The sequence below is a fragment of the Streptomyces viridiviolaceus genome (assembly GCF_014650995.1).
Classification (GTDB): domain Bacteria; phylum Actinomycetota; class Actinomycetes; order Streptomycetales; family Streptomycetaceae; genus Streptomyces; species Streptomyces viridiviolaceus.
This window is the reverse complement of sequence record NZ_BMWA01000048.1, coordinates 15,242-30,250: the sequence shown is the minus strand read 5'-3', so window position 1 is coordinate 30,250 and position 15,009 is coordinate 15,242. Positions and strand designations below refer to the sequence as shown.

The window sequence follows — 15,009 nt, the reverse complement described above, 5'->3', positions numbered from 1 at the left end:
AGGTGTCCTGCATCCAGGCCGCGTGGTCGGCGTGGTGTCCGGCGGGTGGGGCGTCGGCGTCCCGGCGGTGCGTTTGCGACCGGTGGGTGTCCGGCTGTGACGGGCGTCCGGTGCGTGAGCGCGGACCGGTACGCGCTTCGAGGACGTGCCGTCCGGGGTTCGAGGTGTCCTGCATCCAGGCCGCGTGGTCGGCGTGGTGTCCGGCGGGTGGGGCGTCGGCGTCCCGGCGGTGCGTTTGCGGCCGGTGGGTGTCCGGCTGTGACGGGCGTCCGGTGCGTGGGCGCGGACCGGTACGCGCTTCCCGTCCGGTGTCCGATGTGTCCTACAGCCAGGCCGCGAACTCCAGCAGCAGTTCCGCGTCCTGCTCCCGGCCGACCCGGCGTGCCCGCACGCCCGACTCCACGGCCCGGAACAGCGTCCATCCACGCAGGCGCTCCTGGTCGACCTCCAGTGACTCGGCGAGCCGCTTCACCCGCCGCCGGGTCGTCGAGGGGCCCGACGTCTGGGCGATCAGGTCCTCCACCCGGTCCCGCACCAGCCGGGCCAGGTCGAAGGCGCACTCGCCGACCACCGGGTCCGGCCCCACCGCCAGCCACGGCATCCGGTCTGCGGCCAGCACCTTGCTCTGCCGGAAGGTGCCGTGCAGCAGCCGGGCCTCGGGCGGCTCGGCCAGCAGTTCCTCACGCACCGCGAGCGCCGCGTCCACCAGCGGCGCCACCTCCGGGTCGGCCTCGGCGCCCGCCCGCATCGCGACGGCCTGCCGGCCGGTCCGCTCGGCCACGGTCTCGAAGGGGTGGCCGACGGGCGGCTCGACCCACAGCCGCCGCAGCGTGCCCGCCGCCTCCAGCAGCGCCTTGGCCTCCGGAAGCGACCGCACCGAAACGTCGGGATGCAGCCGCTCCAGCAGCAGCTCGCCCTCCGCGGTGAACGGCTCCAGCAGACGCACCGCCCCGCGCCCGTCCCAGTGCGCGAGCGCGGCCCGCTCGCTCTCCGGACGGGCCCGGCGCGGCGCCAGCTTGAGCACCGCCGGCGTGCCGTCCGCGGTGCGCACCAGGACCACGAGGCTGCTGCGTCCGCCCGGCGCCTGCACCCGCTCCACGGTCAGTTCGCGCAGCGCCACGGCCCGCCGCACCGTCCGGGGCAGCTCCTCCAACCAGTCGTCACCGTCCGGAGCCGTCTCACCGAGCGCCCTGACCAGACGCCGCGGCGGTTCGAAAACCATGCGCGAGTCGTTCCCTTCCCGTACGGGGTCCCGTACGCGTTACGCCGTCGGAGTCGCCGGGGCCGACGCGGTGCCTGCCCGCTCGGCGAGCCCAGGGAAGGCTACGCTCCCGCCGCGCCAGCGCACCGCCCGGACCGCCGCCTCCCGCAGCGCCTCGGCCGCCGAGGCCCGCCGCTCACCCCCGGCCGCCCGCACCAGGTCCGAGTAGACGCCGGCCACCCGGTCCTCCAGCTCGGCCGCCAGCCGCACCGCGGCTCCCGTGTCCGGCACCGCGAACGGCAGCGCGTACCCGGCCGCCGCGGCGACCGGACGACCGCCCAGGTCCCGCACCTCGCGTGCCAGCACGTCGCGCCGCGCCCGGTGGGCGTCGTACGCCGCGCGCGCCTCGGCGCGCCGTCCCTCACCGATCCGCCCGCCGACGACCCCGTAGCCGTACACGGCCGCGTGCTCGGCCGCCAGCGCCGCCTGGAGGGCGTCCAGCTCCCGGTTCTCCGCCTCGCTCATCCGTCGCCCTCCGTCAGCAGGTACACGTGTGCCGCACCGGCCGCCGCCACCGAGGCCAGCAGCCTGGCCAGTTCGCCCGACGCCTTCAGCAGCGCCTCGCCCCGCCGGTCGGCCAGCTCCCGCTCGGCACCGGCGAGCTGCGCGAGGGCCTCCTTCTCCGTCGCCGGTACGGCGGCGGAGTCGCGCCCGGGCCCGGCGGCCCGCGCGGAGACCGAGGGCGACGCCTTCGGCGTGGCCGCGCGCACGGCGCCGAACGCCTCCGCGTGCCGTACGACCTCCTCCCGCAGCGGCCGCAGCCGCTGGGCCAGGAGCGGATGGGCGGCGATCACCGCGTCGTACCGCTCGGCCAGCACCTCGCTGTCCCGTGCCGCACGCGCGCGTGCCCGGTCGTCCGCCGACGGGTCGGCCGCCGTGGTGTCCGGGCCGGAACCGTCGGTGCAGCCGACGAGCAGGGCGGCCCCGGCGGCCGAGGCGAGCAGGCTCCTTCTGCGCGGTCCCGGAGGGATGCGCGGCGATGAGGGGAACGGCACGGCAGACGTCCTCGGGAACTCGTGCGGAACGAACACGGAACGAACACGGAAGGCATGCGGGTGGAAAACGAACTCGGTCGGAATCCACACAAACTCGAACAGGGTTGGTGCATCCGTGATCACGGTACCCGGGCCCGCGCCAGGCACCACTCATCGGCACCGCCGAGCCCGGGTGGACGGCAACACCCCCCGGGACCGGATACCCTTTGACCTGACACGCGACCCATCCCACAACAGCACACGCGGCCGAGGAGTCACCCGGATGAGCACCACCCAGAGCGAGAGGCTGCGAGAACTGCTGGAGCCACTCGTCAGCTCCCAGGGCCTGGATCTCGAGGAGATCGCGGTGGACTCGGTCGGACGCAAGCGTGTGCTGCGTGTCGTCGTCGACTCCGACACCGGTGCCGACCTGGACCGGATCGCCGATGTGAGCCGCGCGCTCTCGGCGAAGCTCGACGAGACGGACGCGATGGGCCAGGGGGAGTACACCCTCGAGGTCGGAACCCCCGGCGCGGAACGCCTCCTCACGGAACACCGGCACTACACGCGCGCCACCGGCCGCCTGGTGCGGTTCCAACTGACGGACGGCGCCGAGCTGGTGGCCAGAATCCTGACCGTCGACGACGAGGGCGTCGACGTCGAGGTGCCCGGGGTGAAGGGGCGCAAGCCCACCGCGCGCAGGCTCCCCTTCGGGGACATCGCCAAGGCGCGCGTCCAGGTCGAGTTCAGCCGCAAGGACAAGAAGGACACAACGGAAGAGGAGGAGGCGTAGCCGTGGACATCGACATGAGCGCCCTGCGGGGCTTGGTGAGGGAGAAGGAGATCTCCTTCGACCTGCTGGTCGAAGCGATCGAGTCGGCCCTCCTCATCGCCTATCACCGCACCGAGGGAAGCCGCCGGCACGCGCGCGTGGAGCTCAACCGGGAGACCGGGCATGTGACCGTGTGGGCGAAGGAGGACCCCGCCGACCTCGAAGAGGGCCAGGAGCCCCGCGAGTTCGACGACACCCCGTCCGGTTTCGGCCGTATCGCCGCCACCACCGCCAAGCAGGTCATCCTGCAGCGGCTGCGCGACGCCGAGGACGACGCGACGCTCGGCGAGTACGCCGGCCGCGAGGGCGACATCGTCACCGGCGTGGTCCAGCAGGGCCGTGACCCGAAGAACGTGCTCGTCGACATCGGCAAGCTGGAGGCCATCCTGCCGGTGCAGGAGCAGGTGCCGGGCGAGACCTACCAGCACGGCATGCGGCTGAGGTCGTACGTCGTACGGGTGGCCAAGGGCGTGCGCGGACCGTCCGTGACGCTGTCGCGTACGCACCCCAATCTGGTGAAGAAGCTCTTCGCCCTGGAGGTGCCGGAGATCGCCGACGGGTCGGTGGAGATCGCCGCGATCGCCCGCGAGGCCGGCCACCGCACCAAGATCGCCGTCCGCTCCACCCGCTCGGGCCTGAACGCCAAGGGTGCCTGCATCGGCCCCATGGGCGGCCGTGTGCGCAACGTCATGGGCGAGCTGAACGGCGAGAAGATCGACATCGTCGACTGGTCGGACGACCCGGCCGAGATGGTGGCGAACGCCCTCTCCCCGGCCCGCGTCTCCAAGGTGGACGTCGTGGACCTGGCGGCCCGCTCCGCGCGCGTGACCGTGCCCGACTACCAGCTGTCACTGGCGATCGGCAAGGAGGGCCAGAACGCCCGGCTCGCGGCCCGGCTGACCGGCTGGCGGATCGACATCCGCCCGGACACCGAGCAGCCGTCCGAGCGAGCCGGGGAATAGATCCGAGCCGCGGGTCGCTGAGATCACGACAGGTTTGTGCGCGGCAAGTGTTCGATTCTTGCCCCAAAGGGGTGAGGTCGGTCCGGGGAGGTAGACTTAGGAGTGTCTGGCCGGACACGTACCCGCGTATGCCCTGAGCGCACCTGCGTGGGGTGCCGGGAGCGAGCGGTCAAGAGCGAGCTGCTGCGGATCGTGGTGATCGAGGACGCGTGCGTCCCCGATCCTCGCGGTACGCTGCCCGGCCGGGGTGCGTACGTGCACCCCGCCCCGGTCTGTGTCGACCAGGCGGTGCGCCGCAAGGCGTTCCCGAGGGCGCTGCGCGTCCCGGGACCGCTCGACGTAAAGGCGTTGCGCCACTACGTCGAGCAGGCACAGGGTTGCGATGAGCAACCTGGTAAGGAAGACGTGCCGCACGGAACCCCGTGCGGCGTTGGTACCTCGCGAGTCGAAAGCAGGTCGAGATTGCGATGAGCACTCGATGAGTACGCGATGAGTACGCCCATGAACTAGCGACGGTCCGGACGCAACCCGGACCTCAAAGGAGCGAAGTGGCTAAGGTCCGGGTCTACGAACTCGCCAAGGAGTTCGGCGTGGAGAGCAAGGTCGTCATGGCCAAGCTCCAGGAACTCGGTGAATTCGTCCGTTCGGCGTCTTCGACGATCGAAGCGCCCGTAGTACGCAAGCTGACCGACGCCTTCCAGCAGGGCGGTGGCAACGGCAAGTCCGCCAAGCCCGCCCCCCGCAAGGCGACCCCCAGGCCCGCCGCGCCCTCCCCGGCGCAGGCGGCACGTCCGGCTGCCCCGCGGCCGGCCGCCCCCAAGCCGCCGGCTGCCCAGCAGCCCGCGGCTCCCTCTGCGCCCGCGCCGACCCCTGGTCCGCGTCCGACGCCGGGCCCCAAGCCGGCTCCGCGTCCGGCCCCGGCGGCGCCCGAGTTCACCGCGCCCGCGGCGTCCCCGGCTCCGGCCGGCCCGAAGCCCGCCGCGCGCCCCGGCGCCCCCAAGCCCGGTGGCCGTCCGGCCGGTGGCCCCGGTCAGGGCCAGCAGGGCGGCCAGGGCCGTCCCGGCGGTCAGCGTCCCGGCGCCGCGGCGCCGCGTCCCGGTGGCCGCACCGGTGGCCCGCGTCCGGGCAACAACCCCTTCACCTCCGGCGGCAACGCCGGCATGGCGCGCCCGCAGGCGCCCCGTCCGCAGGGCGGTCCGCGTCCCGGTGGTCCCGGTGCCCCCGGCGCCGGTCCCCGTCCGCAGGCTCCCGGCGGCCAGGGCGGCGGCCCGCGTCCCCAGGCTCCGGGCGGCTCCCGTCCGAGCCCGGGCTCGATGCCGCGTCCGCAGGGCGGTCCCGGCGGTCCCCGTCCCGGTGGCCCGCGTCCGAACCCCGGCATGATGCCGCAGCGTCCCGCTGCCGGCCCGCGTCCCGGCCCCGGTGGCGGCGGGCGAGGCCCGGCCGGTGCCGGTCGTCCCGGCGGCGGCGGTCGTCCGGGCGGCGGCGGCTTCGCCGGTCGTCCCGGTGGCGGTGGCGGCGGTCGTCCCGGTGCCGGCGGCGGTTTCGCCGGTCGTCCCGGTGGTGGCGGCGGCTTCGGCGGCGGCGGTGGCCGTCCCGGCTTCGGTGGCCGTCCCGGTGGCCCGGGTGGCCGCGGTGGCACGCAGGGCGCCTTCGGTCGTCCCGGCGGTCCGGCGCGTCGTGGACGCAAGTCGAAGCGTCAGAGGCGCCAGGAGTACGAGGCCATGCAGGCCCCGTCGGTCGGCGGCGTGATGCTGCCTCGCGGCAACGGCGAGACCATTCGCCTGTCGCGCGGTGCGTCGCTCACCGACTTCGCGGAGAAGATCAACGCCAACCCGGCGTCGCTCGTCGCGGTCATGATGAACCTCGGCGAGATGGTCACCGCGACCCAGTCCGTCTCCGACGAGACGCTCCAGCTCCTCGCGGGCGAGATGAACTACGAGGTTCAGATCGTCAGCCCGGAGGAGGAGGACCGCGAGCTGCTCGAGTCCTTCGACCTGGAGTTCGGCGAGGACGAGGGCTCCGAGGAGGACCTGGTCGTCCGTCCGCCGGTGGTCACCGTCATGGGTCACGTCGACCACGGTAAGACGCGACTCCTCGACGCCATCCGCAAGACGAACGTCATCGCGGGCGAGGCCGGCGGCATCACCCAGCACATCGGTGCCTACCAGGTCACGACCGAGGTCAACGAAGAGGATCGCAAGATCACCTTCATCGACACCCCGGGTCACGAGGCGTTCACCGCCATGCGTGCCCGCGGTGCGAAGTCGACCGACATCGCGATCCTGGTCGTCGCGGCCAACGACGGCGTCATGCCGCAGACGGTCGAGGCGCTCAACCACGCCAAGGCGGCCGACGTCCCGATCGTCGTCGCGGTCAACAAGATCGACGTCGAGGGCGCCGACCCGACCAAGGTGCGCGGTCAGCTGACCGAGTACGGCCTGGTGGCCGAGGAGTACGGCGGCGACACGATGTTCGTCGACATCTCCGCCAAGCAGGGTCTGCACATCGACTCGCTGCTGGAGGCCGTGATCCTCACGGCCGACGCCTCGCTCGACCTGCGGGCCAACCCGAACCAGGACGCGCAGGGCATCTCGATCGAGTCCCGTCTCGACCGCGGCCGCGGTGCCGTGGCGACGGTCCTCGTCCAGCGAGGCACGCTGCGGGTCGGCGACACGATGGTGGTGGGCGACGCCTACGGCCGCGTCCGCGCCATGCTCGACGACAACGGCAACAATGTCGCCGAGGCGGGTCCGTCGACGCCGGTCCAGGTCCTGGGCCTGACCAACGTCCCGGGCGCCGGCGACAACTTCATCGTGGTCGAGGAGGACCGTACGGCCCGCCAGATCGCGGAGAAGCGCGCCGCCCGCGAGCGGAACGCCGCGTTCGCCAAGCGCACGCGCCGCGTGTCGCTGGAGGACCTGGACAAGGTGCTGAAGGCCGGCGAGGTCCAGCAGCTGAACCTGATCATCAAGGGTGACGCTTCCGGTTCCGTCGAGGCCCTCGAGTCCTCCCTGCTCCAGCTGGACGTCGGCGAAGAGGTCGACATCCGCGTCCTGCACCGCGGTGTCGGTGCGGTCACGGAGTCCGACATCGACCTGGCGATGGGCTCCGACGCCATCGTGATCGGCTTCAACGTGCGCGCCGCCGGGCGTGCGCAGCAGATGGCCGAGCGCGAGGGTGTGGACGTCCGGTACTACTCGGTCATCTACCAGGCGATCGAGGAGATCGAGGCGGCCCTCAAGGGCATGCTCAAGCCGGAGTACGAAGAGGTCGAGCTCGGTACGGCGGAGATCCGCGAGGTCTTCCGCTCGTCCAAGCTGGGCAACATCGCGGGTGTGCTCATCCGCTCCGGCGAGGTCAGGCGCAACACCAAGGCGCGCCTGCTGCGCGATGGCAAGGTCATCGCGGAGAACCTCACCATCGAGGGTCTGCGTCGCTTCAAGGACGACGTCACCGAGATCCGCGAAGGCTTCGAGGGCGGTATCAACCTCGGAAACTTCAACGACATCAAGGTCGACGACGTCATCGCGACCTACGAGATGCGCGAGAAGCCGCGGGTGTGACACCCCACGGCTCCGGCCGGCCGACGGGACCCGTTCCCGTCGGCCGGCCGGCCGCTGTCTGCGGTGCCGCCGCCGACCCGGACGCCGGGAAACCCCGTCGAGACACCGGCGGGTTCGCGGTACCGTTCTTGATGTCCCTGCCCACTCCGACGGCAGGACCATCGACCCCGTACCGGCGGGCAACCCGGTCACACACATGTACGTGGGGACTCTGTCCTTCGACCTGCTCCTCGGCGACGTCCACTCGCTGAAGGAGAAGCGCTCCGTCGTCCGCCCGATCGTCGCCGAGCTCCAGCGCAAGTACGCGGTGAGCGCGGCCGAGGTGGACCACATGAACCTCCACCGGCGGGTCGTCATCGGCCTCGCCGCGGTCTCCGGCGACGCCGCGCATCTGACCGACGTACTGGACCGGTGCGAACGGCTGGTCGCCGGCCGCCCCGAGGTGGAACTGCTGTCCGTCAGGCGGCGCTTCCACGGCGAAGACGACTAGACCACACCACAGAACGTAGAAGAAGAAAGAACGGGAGACGGACCAGTGGCCGACAACGCGCGGGCGAAAAGGCTGGCGGACCTCATCCGAGAGGTGGTGGCCCAGAAGCTGCAGCGCGGGATCAAGGACCCGCGGCTCGGCTCGCACGTCACCATCACGGACACCCGGGTCACGGGTGACCTGCGGGAGGCGACCGTCTTCTACACGGTGTACGGGGACGACGAGGAGCGCAAGGCCGCCGCCGCGGGCCTGGAGAGTGCCAAGGGCATCCTGCGCTCCGAGGTCGGCAAGGCGGCGGGCGTGAAGTTCACGCCGACCCTGACCTTCGTGATGGACGCCCTGCCGGACACCGCCCGGACCATCGAGGACCTCCTCGACAAGGCGCGCCAGTCCGACGCGAAGGTGCGCGAGGCGTCCGCGGGCGCCGCGTACGCCGGTGAAGCGGACCCGTACAAGAAGCCGGGTGCCGAGGACGACGAGACGGACGACACCACCGAATGACCGCCAAGCACACCACGCCCGACGGCCTTGTCATCGTCGACAAGCCGTCGGGCTTCACTTCGCACGACGTCGTCGCCAAGATGCGAGGCATCGCGAAGACCCGGCGCGTCGGGCACGCCGGCACGCTCGACCCGATGGCCACGGGCGTCCTCGTCCTCGGCGTGGAGCGGGCCACCAAGCTGCTCGGGCACCTCGCCCTCACCGAGAAGGAGTACCTGGGCACCATCAGGCTGGGGCAGACGACGCTGACCGATGACGCCGAGGGCGAGATCACGGCGTCGGTGGACGCCTCGAAGGTCACCCGGGACGCCATCGACGCGGCCATCGCCAAACTGACCGGCGACATCATGCAGGTCCCGTCCAAGGTCAGCGCCATCAAGATCAACGGCGTGCGCTCCTACAAGCGGGCCCGCGAGGGCGAGGAGTTCGACATTCCGGCCCGGCCGGTCACCGTCTCCTCCTTCGCGGTGTACGACGTCCGCGACGCCGTGGCCGAGGACGGCACCCCGGTGCTGGACCTGGTGGTGTCGGTGGTCTGCTCCTCCGGCACGTACATCCGCGCCCTGGCCCGTGACCTCGGCGCCGACGTCGGCGTCGGCGGCCACCTCACCGCCCTGCGGCGCACCCGTGTGGGTCCGTACAAGCTGGACTCGGCCAGGACCCTGGACCAGCTCCAGCAGGAGCTGACCGTCATGCCGATCGCGGACGCGGCCACCGCCGCCTTCCCGCGCTGGGACGTGGACACCAGGCGCGCCCGCCTGCTCACCAACGGCGTACGGCTGGAGATGCCCGACGCGTACGCGGGCGCCGGTGCCGTCGCCGTCTTCGACCCCGAGGGCCGGTTTCTGGCCCTGGTGGAGGAACACCGGGGCAAGGCCAAGTCCCTGGCCGTCTTCGGATGAGGGCCTGACCGGCCCACCCGTGGAGCGGCGACCACGGGGACTTCCACTGTCGCCGCTCCACGGTCCCCCTCGGTTCCCCCACCCCTAGGGTGTATCCATCCGCCCCCTCCTGTTCACCCGTCCGGGCAGGCGCTCGGAGTGAAGCGGGGGAGTGGAAGGGGGCGCGTTCACCACGTGATCTGTCCCGCCGATCACCGCGCACCTACCGTCGGACGCAGGGCACGGGTGTACGGCGGGGAGGTTCGACGATGGCGTCCCGGAACCGGTCCCGGATGACAGGCGGCAGCGCACGACGACGGTCCCGGGAAGAGCTCGGGGACTCGTACGACGGCACGCGGCCGTTCCCGGACGACGAGCCGGCGGGGCAGACGCCGGACGACGTCCTGGTCCGCATCCACGACCTGGCCGGCCGCCCGCGCGGCACCGGATTCGTCGCCGACCACCGCGGCACGGTGATCACCAGCCACGAAGCGGTCGACGGCCTGCCCCGGCTCGTCCTGCACGCCGGGGACCGGGGCCGCGTCGTCGCGGCCGGCGAGGTGACCCCGCTGCCCGCCCTCGGCCTCGCTCTCGTGCACACCGAGGGCCTGGGCGTCGGTCCGCTGCCGGTGACCGCGCGGGGCCGGATCGAGGCCGGGACCTACGTCCGCATCGCCGCCGGCTGCTGGCGCGAGGCACGGGTCCTCGACGTCACCGACGTCACCTACACGGCCACGGACCGCTTCCACCTCCTCGGCGACGCCCTGGCACTGGCGGTGGGCACGTCGGGTCTGGACGCCCTGCGCCTGGGCGGCGGCGCGGCCGGCGGACCGGTGCTGGACGCCACGACCGGCGCGGTGCTCGGCGTACTGGGCACCGCCCTCAGCTCGGGCCATCGCGACGTCGGCTTCGCGGTGCCGCTGCGGTCCGCCCCGGGGCCCCTCGCCGCCCTGCTCGCAGAGAACGCGGCGACCGTCCCGGCGTACGGAGCCGACCTCAACCTCGCCGGCGTACTCGAACTGACGGCGACCGCGCTGGGACAGGACGGTCCGCCGGGCATGCGGGCGGGCCGCGTCGGCGCCGGCGGCCCAGGGGCGGTGGAGCCGGTGGAACGGAGCGCGCCGGCCCGGGAGTTCGCGGCCTTCACCGCCCGCGCCGAGGGCCCGGCCCGCGTGCTCGGGCTCGTCGGGGCGCCCGGCAGCGGCCGTACGACCGAACTCGCGGCCCTCGCCGCCCGCCGCACCCGTGGCCCGGAACGGGCGCCCACGCTGTGGCTGCGCGGCGCCGACCTGCGGGGCGACGACACCTCGGTGGCGGACGCCGTGCGCCGGACGCTGTTCCGCGCCGCCCGTCCGGTGGCCGCAGCTGCGGGCCGGTCCCTCCCGGCCGCCGACCCGGGGGACGTCACCCCGGAGCGCCTCGCCCGCCTCGCCCTCGCTGCCGGGCGCCCCTTGCTGCTCCTCCTGGACGGCCCCGAGGAGATGCCCCCGGCCCTGGCCCACCGTCTCCCCGAATGGACGGAGGGCACGGCGACCTGGCTGCGGGAGACGGGGGCACGCATGGTGGTGGCGTGCCGGGCGGAGTACTGGGAGCACGCGGGGGCGGAGTTCCCACCGGATCTGCTCCACGGAGCGTCCACCGGGGGACTTCGGTGCGTCTCGGGCGTGGGGGAGCCGGTTTCCGCGGCGGCTGTCGGGGAGCCGTCGGCCGGGGCGGCTGTCGGGGACCGAGTGCCTGGATGGGCTGACGGGAGCGGTCGGGCTCGGACGGCTGACCGGGGGACGGGGTCTGCATCGGCTGAGGGGCAGTGGTCGCGGGGGGCGGTCGCCGGGGAGTCGGTGTCCGGCCGGGGCGATGCGGATGGTGGGGCTCGGGTGGCTGGTCGTGGGAGCGGGCCTGAGTCGGTCGCCGGGGAGTCGGCGCCTGGCTGGGCTGATGCGGTTCCCCGTGCCGCGGCGGTGGTCGGGGAGTCGGTGCCCGGATCGGCGCGTGCGGAGCGGCGGCAGGAGGCCGTCGGCGGGGAGTCGGAGTCCGGGGCGTCGACGGGGGAGTGGCTGCCCGAGACGGCAGTCGGGCGGCCGGTGTGCCGGGCGGCCGACGGCGAGCCGGTGTCCAGTTCCTCGGTCGCGGCGTCGACGCCCGGGGCGGCGGCCGGAGACCGGACGGCGGGATCGGCACTCGAAGAGCCGGTGCCGGTCGTCGCAGGTCCGCCGCCCGGCGCGACGGCCGAAGGGCCGCTGCCCACAGGCGCCCTGCCGCCCTGCGTCCGCCTCGGTGACCTGAGCGAGGACGAGGCCCGGCAGGCCCGCGCACGCTACGGCGTCCCCGAAGGCGCCCTCTCGGACGCGGACGGCCGCCATCCCCTCACCCTCCGCCTCCTCGCGGAGGTCGGCGCCGCCCTCCCCGGCCCTGCGGCCCCCTTCCGCGTCGATCGGGACGAGGTCTTCTCGGCCTACCTGGACCTGATGTGCCTGCGCGTCGCCGCTCGCCTGGCCCAGGAGAACGGCCTGCACGGCACCGCCGTACGCCGGCTCGCAGCGAAGGTCTCCGGTCAGGTCCACGAGGCCGCCCGGCGCAGCCTCGGCCGCGGACAGGGCGAGCTGGACCGGGAAGCGTTCGAGGCGGTGTTCCCTTGGGGGCCCGCCCCGGCCCGGCTCGGCGGCGCAGCCGGCTGGGCGTCCGCCGTGCTGGCCGAGGGCCTCCTGGTCCCCGTCGGCAGCGGCTACCGCTTCGCGCACGAGGAACTCGCCGACTGGATCCAGGGCATCCATCTCGATCTGGACGAAGCCCTGCGCGTCCTCGTCCACGGCGGCGGCAGCACCACGCCCGGCGCCCACCCCCTCCCCGTACCGCACCACCGCATCGGCTCCGTGGTCGAGGCGCTGCTGCTCCTCGCCCGTCAACGAGGAACGGCCCAACTCGCCCTCACCTTGGAGGAGTTGGTTCGGACCCTGGACGCCGATCCACCCTCCTGGTGGGCCGCCCGCCTGGTCGCGGAGGTGCTGACACGCGTACCCGACGCGACGCCCTACGCGGAGGTTCTGCGGCTGCTCGCCGACCGGATCGCGGACCGACGGGACGAGGGACGGACCGCGCCGACGGAGTTCGGCCCAGGCTTCTGGGCCGCCCTGAGATTGCCGCAGGACACCCTCTTCGGCCTCCTGCGCCGTCTCGTCCTCGCCGACGGCCCCCCGCACGAGCCCGGCCCCCGCCACCTCGACACCGTCGCCGGACTCCTCACCGCCGACCCCACGGCGGTGCAACCGCTCCTCGCCCGCTGGTTCGAGGACGAACGGCCGCTCCCTGCCACCCCGCACGCGACCGTGGCGACCGCCGCACAGGCGCTGCTGCACACGCACCGCCACCGCGGCCTCGACACCCTCATCGAGGTGCTCGTCGACAGTCCGCACCGGCGGGCCGACGAACTGCTCGGCGTCCTGGCCGAGGACGAACCGGCCGCCGTCTGCCGGGCCGTCGACCGCTGGGCCCACGACGAGCGGCCGGCCCGGCGCACGGCCGCGGTGACCCAGGGCCTGCGCGCCGCCCCGCACGCGCGCACCGACGCCGATCGTGTCCTGCTGCGCTACGCGGCCCTCGCCCTGCTCGCCCGCCCCTCCGACGGCGCGCTGCACGGCGGGGCGCTCGCCCTGCTCGTCCAGGACCCGGCAGCCCGCGACCGGCATCTCCCGCGGGCGCTCCGCCACTTCGCGGCGGGCGACCCGTACCTCCCGCCGAGCGCGGTGGTCACCGCACTGCCGACCCACCCGGAGCCGGTCCTCGAAGCCTTCCGGGCCCGGCTGCGCGGCGCGGACGCGGGCGAGGCGCTGCATAGACTCGCCGACGCCACCACCCCCGAGCTGGCCCGCCGGGTCGCCGCACTCGTCGGCGCGGCCGTGGCGGAGCGACCGGAGACCGCCGGCCACGTGGCCGCGTACGTCGACCGGCGCCTCGACCAGGGCACGGCCGTCCGCACCGTACTCCTGCCGCTCGTCACCGGCCTGCTGGCCGACGGCCCGGAGCCGGCGCGGGCCGCGCTCGCCGGCGTCCTCGCCACCGACGGCACCCCCGCCTCCCGCTCCCTGCGTCGTGAGCTGCGCGAGTTCCTCCTGGCGCACGAGCAGGACCCCGCCGTCCTGGACGCCCTGCTGCGCGCCGCCGCCCAGGCCGCGGGCGGTGACGACCTGCGCGCCCTCGTCCACCGCACCGGCCTCCTGCTCGTCCGGACCCCGTACGGCGCCCTCCGCTTCGACCGCGCACTGGTCGACCTGGCCCGCCACATCCCCGGGTTCGCAGCCCGCCTGAGCGGCTGGCTGGCCGACGCGCCCCAGGAGTGGGCGGTGCTGGTGGGGCCCAGCGCGCGCCGGACGATCGAGAACCTGACCGGTGTGGGCGTCCCCGTATGACGCGACGGACCGCGTGCGCCCGGTCACAGCTCCGATGCCGATGCGGGCCGCGGGCGGACGGCATGGCACCCTTAGACCTGCGTAAGAGGCAACTACGGACACGGGTTCGACTTCGGCGAGTTTGCGACAAGGAGCAGGCACAGTGCAGCGCTGGCGTGGCTTGGAGGACATCCCCGAGGACTGGGGACGCAGCGTCGTCACCATCGGCTCCTACGACGGAGTGCACCGCGGGCACCAGCTGATCATCAAGCACGCCGTGGACCGCGCCCGCGAGCTGGGCGTCCCCGCCGTCGTCGTCACCTTCGACCCGCACCCCAGCGAGGTCGTCCGCCCCGGCAGCCACCCCCCGCTGCTCGCCCCGCACCACCGCCGCGCCGAACTGTGCGCCGAGCTGGGCGTGGACGCGGTCCTGATCCTGCCCTTCACGACGGAGTTCTCGAAGCTGTCCCCGGCCGACTTCGTCGTCAAGGTCCTGGTGGACAAGCTGCACGCCAAGGCGGTCGTCGAGGGCCCCAACTTCCGCTTCGGCCACAAGGCCGCCGGGAACGTGGAGTTCCTCGCCGAGCAGGGCAAGGTGTACGACTTCGAGGTCGAGGTCGTCGACCTGTACGTGAGCGGTGAGGCCGGCGGCGGCGAGCCGTTCTCCTCGACCCTGACCCGGCGCCTGGTCGCCGAGGGCGACGTCGAGGGCGCCGCGGAGATCCTGGGCCGCCCGCACCGCGTCGAGGGCGTGGTCGTCCGCGGTGCCCAGCGCGGCCGCGAGCTGGGCTTCCCGACGGCCAACGTCGAGACCCTGCCGCACACCGCGATCCCGGCCGACGGCGTCTACGCCGGCTGGCTGCACGCGCAGGGCGAGGCGATGCCTGCCGCGATCTCCGTCGGCACGAACCCGCAGTTCGAGGGCACCGAGCGCACGGTGGAGGCGTACGCCATCGACCGCGTGGGCCTGGACCTGTACGGCCTGCACGTCGCCGTGGACTTCCTGGCCTTCGTCCGCGGCCAGGCGAAGTTCGAGACGCTGGACGCGCTGCTGGAGCAGATGGCGGAGGACGTCAAGCGCTGCCGGGATCTGATCGCGGCGGCCGAGTAGGTCTTTCCGGTCTGATCACGACGCCGAAGGGCGGCCGGTGCTGGTGAGCACC

At 73.7% G+C, this 15,009-nt stretch carries 12 protein-coding genes; 9 read left to right on the top strand and 3 right to left on the bottom strand.

Going from position 1 to position 15,009, the window contains the following annotated elements:
- Positions 1–322: 322 nt before the first annotated feature.
- Genes IE260_RS39240 through IE260_RS39230 form a run of 3 tightly spaced genes read right to left on the bottom strand, consistent with a single transcriptional unit; the run spans position 323 to position 2,256 of the window.
- Complete coding sequence (locus IE260_RS39240; RefSeq protein ID WP_189880720.1) at positions 323–1,222, bottom strand: aminoglycoside phosphotransferase family protein; 900 nt, start codon at positions 1,220–1,222, stop codon at positions 323–325.
- Between the two features lie 39 nt (positions 1,223–1,261).
- The gene (locus IE260_RS39235; protein WP_189880719.1) at positions 1,262–1,726 is read right to left on the bottom strand and encodes a ferritin-like domain-containing protein; all 465 of its coding nucleotides are present in this window, start codon (positions 1,724–1,726) and stop codon (positions 1,262–1,264) included.
- Positions 1,723–2,256 (bottom strand): hypothetical protein, encoded by a 534-nt coding sequence (locus IE260_RS39230; RefSeq protein ID WP_189880718.1) that lies wholly within the window; start codon positions 2,254–2,256, stop codon positions 1,723–1,725. The genes IE260_RS39235 and IE260_RS39230 overlap by 4 nt, the downstream gene beginning before the upstream one ends.
- A 262-nt stretch (positions 2,257–2,518) precedes the next feature.
- On the opposite strand from IE260_RS39230, the gene rimP reads away from it, so the two are divergent.
- From rimP to IE260_RS39185, 9 genes are all read left to right on the top strand, one after another.
- Positions 2,519–3,028 (top strand): ribosome maturation factor RimP, encoded by a 510-nt coding sequence (gene rimP, locus IE260_RS39225; RefSeq protein WP_189880717.1) that lies wholly within the window; start codon positions 2,519–2,521, stop codon positions 3,026–3,028.
- A gap of 2 nt (positions 3,029–3,030) precedes the next feature.
- Entirely contained in the window at positions 3,031–4,029 is a 999-nt protein-coding gene (nusA, locus tag IE260_RS39220; RefSeq protein ID WP_189880716.1) for a transcription termination factor NusA, read from the top strand.
- Between the two features lie 102 nt (positions 4,030–4,131).
- Positions 4,132–4,500 (top strand): YlxR family protein, encoded by a 369-nt coding sequence (locus IE260_RS39215; protein ID WP_229881761.1) that lies wholly within the window; start codon positions 4,132–4,134, stop codon positions 4,498–4,500.
- Between the two features lie 77 nt (positions 4,501–4,577).
- Positions 4,578–7,592, top strand: a complete 3,015-nt coding sequence (gene infB / locus IE260_RS39210) for a translation initiation factor IF-2 (RefSeq protein ID WP_189880715.1) — start codon at positions 4,578–4,580, stop codon at positions 7,590–7,592.
- A gap of 196 nt (positions 7,593–7,788) precedes the next feature.
- Entirely contained in the window at positions 7,789–8,082 is a 294-nt protein-coding gene (locus IE260_RS39205) for a DUF503 domain-containing protein (protein WP_189880714.1), read from the top strand.
- Positions 8,083–8,127: 45 nt separating this feature from the next.
- Complete coding sequence (rbfA, locus tag IE260_RS39200; protein WP_189880713.1) at positions 8,128–8,583, top strand: 30S ribosome-binding factor RbfA; 456 nt, start codon at positions 8,128–8,130, stop codon at positions 8,581–8,583.
- On the top strand, positions 8,580–9,485 hold the full coding sequence (gene truB / locus IE260_RS39195; RefSeq protein ID WP_189880712.1) for a tRNA pseudouridine(55) synthase TruB: 906 nt from the start codon (positions 8,580–8,582) through the stop codon (positions 9,483–9,485). Before rbfA ends, truB begins: the two co-directional genes overlap by 4 nt.
- A gap of 272 nt (positions 9,486–9,757) precedes the next feature.
- A complete protein-coding gene (locus IE260_RS39190; protein ID WP_229881758.1) occupies positions 9,758–13,867 on the top strand; it encodes a trypsin-like peptidase domain-containing protein in 4,110 nt (1,369 codons plus the stop codon).
- A gap of 142 nt (positions 13,868–14,009) precedes the next feature.
- A complete protein-coding gene (locus IE260_RS39185; RefSeq protein WP_189880710.1) occupies positions 14,010–14,957 on the top strand; it encodes a bifunctional riboflavin kinase/FAD synthetase in 948 nt (315 codons plus the stop codon).
- Positions 14,958–15,009: the final 52 nt, after the last annotated feature.

Excerpts from the sequence above, each read along its gene's own strand:
- IE260_RS39190 (WP_229881758.1), top strand. The coding sequence starts at position 9,758 with ATGACAGGCGGCAGCGCACGACGACGGTCCCGGGAAGAGCTCGGGGAC.
- IE260_RS39240 (WP_189880720.1), bottom strand. The coding sequence starts at position 1,222 with ATGGTTTTCGAACCGCCGCGGCGTCTGGTCAGGGCGCTCGGTGAGACG.
- IE260_RS39205 (WP_189880714.1), top strand. The coding sequence starts at position 7,789 with ATGTACGTGGGGACTCTGTCCTTCGACCTGCTCCTCGGCGACGTCCAC.
- rimP (WP_189880717.1), top strand. The coding sequence starts at position 2,519 with ATGAGCACCACCCAGAGCGAGAGGCTGCGAGAACTGCTGGAGCCACTC.
- truB (WP_189880712.1), top strand. The coding sequence starts at position 8,580 with ATGACCGCCAAGCACACCACGCCCGACGGCCTTGTCATCGTCGACAAG.
- IE260_RS39235 (WP_189880719.1), bottom strand. The coding sequence starts at position 1,726 with ATGAGCGAGGCGGAGAACCGGGAGCTGGACGCCCTCCAGGCGGCGCTG.